The sequence below is a fragment of the Nodosilinea sp. LEGE 07298 genome (assembly GCF_015207265.1).
GTDB lineage: Bacteria > Cyanobacteriota > Cyanobacteriia > Phormidesmidales > Phormidesmidaceae > Nodosilinea.
On record NZ_JADEXE010000315.1, the window covers coordinates 1 to 7,499 of the forward strand.

Sequence of the window (7,499 nt, forward strand, 5' to 3'; positions counted from 1 at the left end):
GGGGCAGAGTTTGAAGAGCGGGGAAGACAGAACGCTTTCTAGCCTGCTCACCCAGCCCGGCGACAGCCTGATCTATACCTATGCTCCGGCCCAGGGCTGGCTGCACAAGGTCACCCTAGAATCTATTGATGCTGATCAAGGCCCTGTGCCCCGCTGCACTGCTGGCGATCGCCAGTGCCCGCCCGAATTTTGCAATGGTGTGTGGGACTACGTCGATCTGCTCGATCGCCTGGGCGACAGCGATGACCCTGACGAGGTTGACGCTCTATGGCAGCGGGTAGGCTACGACTTTGATCCAGAAAAGTTTGACCTGGCCGCCGCCAACCAGCGATTGCAGGAGCGATCGCTGTAGGGTCACATCGTCAGCACCGCCCGGTAGCGCACTTTGTTGTCCATCACCCGCTGCAGCACCTCATTCACCTGCTCTAAAGGGAACGTTTCAACCAGGGGTTGAATGCCAAATTTCTCCACGATTTGGAGCATCTCCGTAATGACGGCCGGGCTGCCAATTTCAGACCCCATAATGCGGCGCTGTTTGGAGGTCAGCGGCGTAATCGGAATCGTCAGCGGCTCGTTGGGAATCCCCACAAACACGAAGGTGCCGTTGGAGTCAAGATAGTTCACGTAGCCTAGCCAGTCGAGGGCCTGGTTGGCGGTGTTGAGGATGATATTCAGCTTGTTGACGGGCAGGGGCGGGGAACCTCCAGGCGGTACCAGAATGGCCTCATGGGCACCCAGCTGTGTGGCAAACTCGGCTTTATCAGCGGAGGTGGTAAATACGGTCACCCGGTTGCCCAGACGGCTGGCAAACTGCACGGCTAAATGCCCCAGTCCGCCAATTCCAATCACGCCGATCTCCTGCCCCGATGTCATACCGGCATTGCGTAACCCGGCGTAAACGGTGACCCCGCCGCAGAGTATTGGCCCGGCGGCTTCCGTTGAGACCCCTGTCGGCAGCTTAAACGCAAAGCGCGAATCGACCACCATATAGTCGGCAAAGCCGCCGTAGCCGCTGACGATCAGCCCTTCTGCCTGGTCGCAGAGGTTGTGATCGCCTCTCAAACAATCCAGGCAGTGCATACAGGCAGCCTGTTGCCAGCCGACCCCCACGCGATCGCCCCGCTCCATATGGGTGACTTGGGAACCAACCTCAACCACCTCTCCAATCACCTCATGGCCGGGCACAAGGGGGTATCGCGATAGGCCCCAGTCGTCGTAGATCATGTGCAGGTCAGAATGGCAAATGCCGCAGGCCATCACTTTGATGGCGCAGTCGAAGGGTTTAAGCGGTGCTGCGGCAAAACTAAAGGGTTGCAGGGCGGCACCTTTTTCCAGCGCGGCTAAGGCGTTAATTTGCATCGGTTTTCTTCGGGATAATGCCAGATATTGGCACTATTTCGCCGATCGCTGGTGTAGCACAGACAGCGATCGCGCCCCTAAACCGCATCTCGAATATCCGCCACCAGCGCGTCTATAGCCTCGGTGGTCGTATTCCACGCGCACATCAGCCGCACCCCGCCGTTGCCAATAAAGGTATAAAACTTCCAGCCCCGCCGATGCAGCTCATCGATCAACGGCTGGGGCATGTGCACAAACACCCCATTCGCCTGGCGCGGAAACAGGAATTCCAGCTCAGAAATAGTGCTGAGCTGCTGCTCCAGGTAGGCGGCCATCCGGTTGGCGTGCTCGGCGTTGCGCAGCCAGGCCCCGGTCTCGAGCAGCCCTAACCACGGGGCCGAGATAAACCGCATTTTGGAGCACAGCTGCCCCGCCTGCTTGCAGCGGTAGGCAAAATCTTCGGCCAGCGACTTGTCAAAAAATAGAATGGCCTCGCCAATGCCCATGCCGTTCTTGGTGCCGCAGCAGCAGAGCACGTCGATGCCCGCCTTCCAGGTCAGCTCGGCTGGGGTTTTGCCCGAGGACACCAGGGCATTGGCAAAGCGGGCCCCATCCATGTGTACTTTGAGCCCATAGCGGCGGGCCAGATCGCTCAGGGCAGCCAGCTCAGCGGTGGTGTAGAGAGTGCCCACCTCGGTGACCTGGGTAAGGCTAATCACCTTGGGCTTGGGGTAGTGGATGTCGGTGCGCTTGGTGATCAGCTGCTCGACATGGGCCGGGTCAAGCTTGCCATTGTCGCCCTGGGCCAGCAGCAGCTTCGAGCCGTTGCTGGCAAACTCGGGCGCGCCGCATTCGTCGGTTTCGACATGGGCCAGCTCGTGGCAGATCACGCTGTGGTACGACTGGCACAGCGACGCCAACGTCAGCGAGTTGGCCGCCGTGCCGTTAAAGACAAAAAACACTTCGCAGTCGATTTCGAAGAGCGATCGAAAGCGATCAGAGGCCTGCTGAGTCCATTCATCGTCGCCGTAGGCGGGCACATCGCCGGCGTTGGCCTTGAGCAGGTAATCGAGCGCTTCGGGGCAGATGCCGGAGTAGTTGTCGCTGGCAAACTGGATGGGGCGAGTGATTGGTGGGGCGGAAATCATGGAAATGGTGGCGGTAGGGGTGTTTTGAGGATAGCTTGGGGCGCAGTCTCTGTATGTCTTTCAGACAGGCTTTGCCAATGCGCAGTGAGTCCAGATCTAGAGGAGCAACGGCGTCGAAGGCATGAGGGGGCGAAGTGGACAGAATTGATCAGTGAGATAGGGCCGAGGGTGGCGATGGGGGGATGGAGTAAGATTGGACTAGAGAAGCGTTAGACCACAACGGGATTAGGGATTGGGCTATGGCGGATGGGTTGCGCTGGGGTTGGTTGACGGCAGCAGCGGCGGGGGCATTGGTAGCCCTCACCGGTGGTAGCTTACTTTCACTGGGAAGCGCACCGGCCCAGGCCCAGGATGGGGGTGCCATTACCCTGCGATCGGATATTCAAGAGGCTAATGCTGCCACGGGCATCATTACCGCTCGCGGCAATGTGCAGATCGACTACCCCAGCCGCAGCATTCAGGCTACCTCCGCCCAGGCCGACTACTTCAGCAATGAGCAGCGCATTGTGCTCAGCGGCAACGTTGTTGTCACCCAGCAGGGAAACACGCTGATGGCTGAGGTTGTCACCTATCTCATCGAAGAAGATCGCTTTGTAGCCACCCCACGCCCCAATGACCAGGTTGAGGCCGTATACATACTGCCCGAGTCTGAACCCAGTTCGGTGCAGGGAGAAGCGCCAGGCAATAGTCGTCCGCCTGCGCCTCGTCCGCCTACAGTACTAGACGTTAGCCCGATTGAGCCCGAGACTCAACCTTTGGCACCTTAGAAGACTAGTGGTCTGTCAAACTTAATGTTTGGGATCCACCTAGTGCTCTGTCAAACTTAAGAATTCAGGTATATCGTAGCGTGGGTTCAAGCAAGTCGCGACCCATGAGACCTCGTAGACCGTGGGTCGCGTAAACTCGACACCACGCTACCAACCCTAAAATTAAACGTTGACGATGCACTAGTGCTGGGATCCACTGAGTACGATGCATAACGCTTAGCCAAGCTTCGTCAACGGGAAGCTACATATCGTGCAGAGGCCACGCCAAAGGTAGCCCTACTCAAAAAAGTTGTCGTCACACATGTGGGCCAAACCGATTGGGTGAGGGACTGCTTGGGTGAGGGGTCTGAGCCACTTGACCATACTAGCCACAGTGATAGGCTTCATAAGTCGCTTGAATGGGTTTTCTATGGGTAAACATCCTCCTAAAGATAGATCTTATTTATCTGGGCTTTATTAAGCCACCGTCAATAAAGAATATTGTGAAAAGCGCGTTCCAGATATGGGCGATTGCAAAGGGAGGCGTAGTTACTATGGGCCTAGCACACGTCGCAGCGAAAACAAATGGTTCAAGTTTGCTGTGCGTTGGGTGTTCCCTGGTTCAATCGAAATCTACCGCATAGTTCACTGACTGCATAGTTTCTTCCAGAAGCGCATCCAAAACAAAGGCATATGTACATGAGAAATAATCGTGTTTAGACCCAAGGGTCTGATATTTTGGCGTGCAGTGCCATGCTAAAGCGGGCTTAGCGTTTTTATCCGTTCAGCCCCTCCCACCTTTTTTAATTAATACAGGCTTCAGCCTAGACCTTTGCAGATTTTATTGACATCTGCCCTATTGTCCTGCGTCAAAAATTAAATCTCCCTATTCCTGATAAAGCGTCACGAAATGATTTGTTCTTTACTCAAGTCGACATGCTTACTCATTTCCGGCAACTTCCATTTGTACCCAAAAAGGTTCCTAGCGTTAGTTTAGTAGAGCAGTTGACCAAGAAGATACAGTCAATTCTGCGGCTGCTGCGGGGTGACCCTCGGTTTTTGGTGATGAGTTGGTTGGCTCGCTTTATTGCCGTGCGAGAGTGGGTAGCCGATCGCGGCCGCTACCAGTCCCCAGCCGTAATTGATGCCACGGTAACCCATCCATCAGCAGGGGCTTGCCCCCTGGAGAGTTCAGGCCAAGTAGCCAAGTTCATCCAGACCCACGGCTACTACGTTGGGTTTTCGCTCCAAGACAGCATTTTGCAGGACTTACTCACCTTTGCAGAGACGACGCCTTGCTATGCCAATCGCGATTCGTCCCTGCCGTTTTACATTAAAAACAAAGATCAGTTTGAGCAAGCACTGGGTGCCCCGCTGCTGGTAGCAGGTTATTTAGACACCCATGAAACTTGCGATGCCTATCAAAAGCTAAAGACCGATCCTTACCTTTTAGATGTAGCTAGCCAGTACCTGAACCATTCAGCCGTGTATATGCGGGGTGAATTGGCCTGGGGGTTTCCTGCTCCTAACACACAGGCTGAAAAGGTCAAAACGGCACGGGTTTTCCACTGTGATATCAATGACTTTAAAACGATTAAATTTTTCTTTTACCTAACTGATGTAGGTGAGGGCGAAGGGCCTCACGTCTATATCAAGGGCACCCACCGCAACCGGCGGTTGGGGCACCAGTGGATTGGCCAAGGCTGTGCGTCAATTGACGACGAAGCCCTAGTCGAAACCTATGGACGCGATCGCGTCCATGTGGTCACTGGGCCAGCAGGTTTGGGCTTTGCAGGGGATCCTTACTGCCTGCACAAAGGTACCGTACCCCACGACCAATCCCGGCTGCTGCTACAGCTTGAGTTTGGTATTTACCCGTACCGCATTTGGTACTTTTAGAGTTTGCTATGCTTGAGCTGTTTAAAATGAAGACGCTCTTATACGAAATGATGGTGTGGCCCGTGGTTTTTAACTAGCCGTTGTCAGCCACGGGTTTGGTCACCCTATTTTTGGCTTCAATCGTCAAAATATACCAGCTGGGATATAGATAATGTCGATCGCTCAACCGCCTGCGCAGGCACCTAAAAAAGTAGCCTACTTGGTCAATCAGTACCCTAAAGTTAGCCACAGCTTTATTCGTCGTGAGATTGCGGCCCTTGAAGCCCAGGGGCTAGCGGTGGCCAGGTTTTCAATTCGCTCCTGTGCCGACGAACTGGTGGACCCCGACGATGTTAAAGAGCTAGGCAAAACTCAAATTGTGCTAGACCACCCGTGGTCTGAGCTTTTACTCACCATCGCCCGCGTTATGCTACAGCGGCCAATGGCGTTTGTGGCTGCCCTCGGTTTAGCTTTTCAAATTGGTCTTAAGGACGAATCGGGACCGCTGTACCACCTGGCCTACCTGGCTGAAGCCTGTGTGCTGCTGGCTTGGTTTGAGGCGGCCGATATTGACCACGTACACGCCCACTTTGGCACCAATTCAACGACCGTGGCGATGCTTTGCCATGCCCTGGGCGGACCACCCTACAGCTTTACGGTGCACGGGCCAGAAGAGTTTGACAAGGTGAGAGCCATCTCGCTGGCTGAAAAAATCAGGCGGGCCAGCTTTGTGGTGGCGATTAGCTCCTTTGGTAAGAGCCAACTCTACCGCTGGACGGCTTTGGAAGACTGGCCCAAAATTCACGTGGTGCACTGCGGCCTCGACCAAGACTTTTTAGCCCAAGAGTTTACGCCGATTCCAGAGCAGCGCCACTTTGTTTGCGTGGGACGGCTCAGCGGGCAAAAGGGCCATTTGCTGCTGCTGGAGGCCGTCAAGCAGCTGGTGGAGGCGGGCTATCGGTTTACGGTTACGCTGGTAGGCGATGGCGAGATGCGATCGCAGGTCGAAGCATTAATCACCAGCTACAATCTGCAAGACTGCGTTTCGATTACAGGTTGGGCCTCTAACCAGGAGGTCAAGGCTCAGCTCCTCAAGGCTCAGGCGATGGTGTTGCCCAGCTTTGCCGAAGGGTTGCCCGTCGTCATTATGGAGGCATTAGCCCTGGGGCGACCGGTCATTACCACCTCTATCGCGGGCATTCCTGAACTAGTTGAAACCGGCGGCAATGGCTGGTTGGTAGTCCCCGGATCGGTGGAGTCGCTGGTAGACGCTATGCGCTCTGCCCTGGATACCTCAACGGCAGAACTAGAAACTATGGGTAAGGCAGGCGTAACGAAAGTTGCGCAGCAGCACAATATTGACCATGAAGCCACCCATCTGGCTCGTCTTTTTGTTGAACACTAAGCCTGTCGGGGGCATGACCGGGATCCTGACAAAACAGGGAGTATGAACACAGGATGGGGCAAAATATCCTGAACTAGCTCCGTGGGGCCGCCCCCTTAGACTAGGGAAGAGCTTTGATACAATTTACTAAGCTCAATCAAACCCTACTGGCCCAGGCGCGCCCTTGAAAATCGTACTCGACAACGTTCAAAAGACCTACGGCAAGCGCCAGGTGGTGAGCCGGGTCAGTCTTTCGGTGGCCCAGGGCGAGATTGTCGGCCTGCTCGGCCCCAATGGGGCGGGCAAGACCACCACATTTTATATGGCGACCGGGCTAGAGCGGCCCGACGGGGGCAAGGTCTGCCTCGATCAAATCGACATTACCGACCTGCCCATGCACCAGCGGGCGCGATTGGGGATTGGCTACCTGGCCCAGGAACCGAGCATTTTTCGCAATCTATCGGTGGCCGACAACATTTTGCTGGTCATGCAGCAGACGCGGGTGCCCCCGGAGGAGTACGGCGATCGCCTGCAAGACCTGCTAAAAGAATTTCGCCTGGAGAAAGTAGCCAACACCCTGGGCATTCAAGTGTCGGGGGGCGAACGCCGCCGCACCGAACTGGCCCGCTCGCTGGCCTCAGGCCCCGAAGGGCCAAGGTTTTTGTTTCTAGATGAACCTTTTGCCGGGGTAGACCCGATCGCAGTCACCGAGATTCAGGAAATTGTGGGGAAACTGCGCGATCGCGATATGGGCATTTTGATCACCGACCACAACGTGCGCGAAACCCTCCGCATTATCGATCGCGCCTACATTATGAGCGACGGGCAAATCCTGGCTTCCGGCAATGCCGACGACCTCTCCAGCAATCCCCTGGTGCGCGAGCACTACCTCGGCAAAGACTTCGCAATCTAGCCCCTCCTCAGAGTTAGAGCCCGTGGGCTATCCTGCATGCAAGGGTCACCCCTTGGCTGCGTCTGGCGCTCCATCTCCCCACCCTTCTCCTC

6 protein-coding genes and 1 pseudogene are annotated in these 7,499 nt (G+C 55.6%); 5 read left to right on the forward strand and 2 right to left on the reverse strand.

Features of this window, described 5'->3' with window-relative positions; translation table 11 throughout:
• Window positions 1-352, forward strand: a pseudogene (locus tag IQ273_RS27810) (plasmid pRiA4b ORF-3 family protein); the annotation flags it as partial.
• A 2-nt stretch (window positions 353-354) separates the two neighbouring features.
• Here the strand turns inward: IQ273_RS27810 and IQ273_RS27815 are convergent.
• A complete protein-coding gene (locus tag IQ273_RS27815; protein WP_194026376.1) occupies window positions 355-1,359 on the reverse strand; it encodes an NAD(P)-dependent alcohol dehydrogenase in 1,005 nt (334 codons plus the stop codon).
• Between the two features lie 77 nt (window positions 1,360-1,436).
• On the reverse strand, window positions 1,437-2,486 hold the full coding sequence (locus IQ273_RS27820) for a low specificity L-threonine aldolase (RefSeq protein WP_194026377.1): 1,050 nt from the start codon (window positions 2,484-2,486) through the stop codon (window positions 1,437-1,439).
• 239 nt (window positions 2,487-2,725) lie between these two features.
• On the opposite strand from IQ273_RS27820, the gene IQ273_RS27825 reads away from it, so the two are divergent.
• The 4 genes from IQ273_RS27825 to lptB all read left to right on the forward strand — a co-directional run bounded on the left by IQ273_RS27825 (window position 2,726) and on the right by lptB (window position 7,407).
• Window positions 2,726-3,253 carry an LptA/OstA family protein gene (locus IQ273_RS27825; protein WP_194026378.1) on the forward strand — a complete coding sequence of 176 codons (528 nt, stop codon included), beginning with the start codon at window positions 2,726-2,728 and terminating at the stop codon, window positions 3,251-3,253.
• A gap of 984 nt (window positions 3,254-4,237) precedes the next feature.
• A complete protein-coding gene (locus tag IQ273_RS27830; protein WP_194026379.1) occupies window positions 4,238-5,131 on the forward strand; it encodes a hypothetical protein in 894 nt (297 codons plus the stop codon).
• Window positions 5,132-5,282: 151 nt separating this feature from the next.
• Window positions 5,283-6,515: a glycosyltransferase family 4 protein gene (locus IQ273_RS27835; RefSeq protein WP_194026380.1), complete on the forward strand. Its 1,233-nt coding sequence runs from the start codon at window positions 5,283-5,285 to the stop codon at window positions 6,513-6,515.
• A 163-nt stretch (window positions 6,516-6,678) separates the two neighbouring features.
• The gene (gene lptB / locus IQ273_RS27840) at window positions 6,679-7,407 is read left to right on the forward strand and encodes an LPS export ABC transporter ATP-binding protein (protein WP_194026381.1); all 729 of its coding nucleotides are present in this window, start codon (window positions 6,679-6,681) and stop codon (window positions 7,405-7,407) included.
• Window positions 7,408-7,499: the final 92 nt, after the last annotated feature.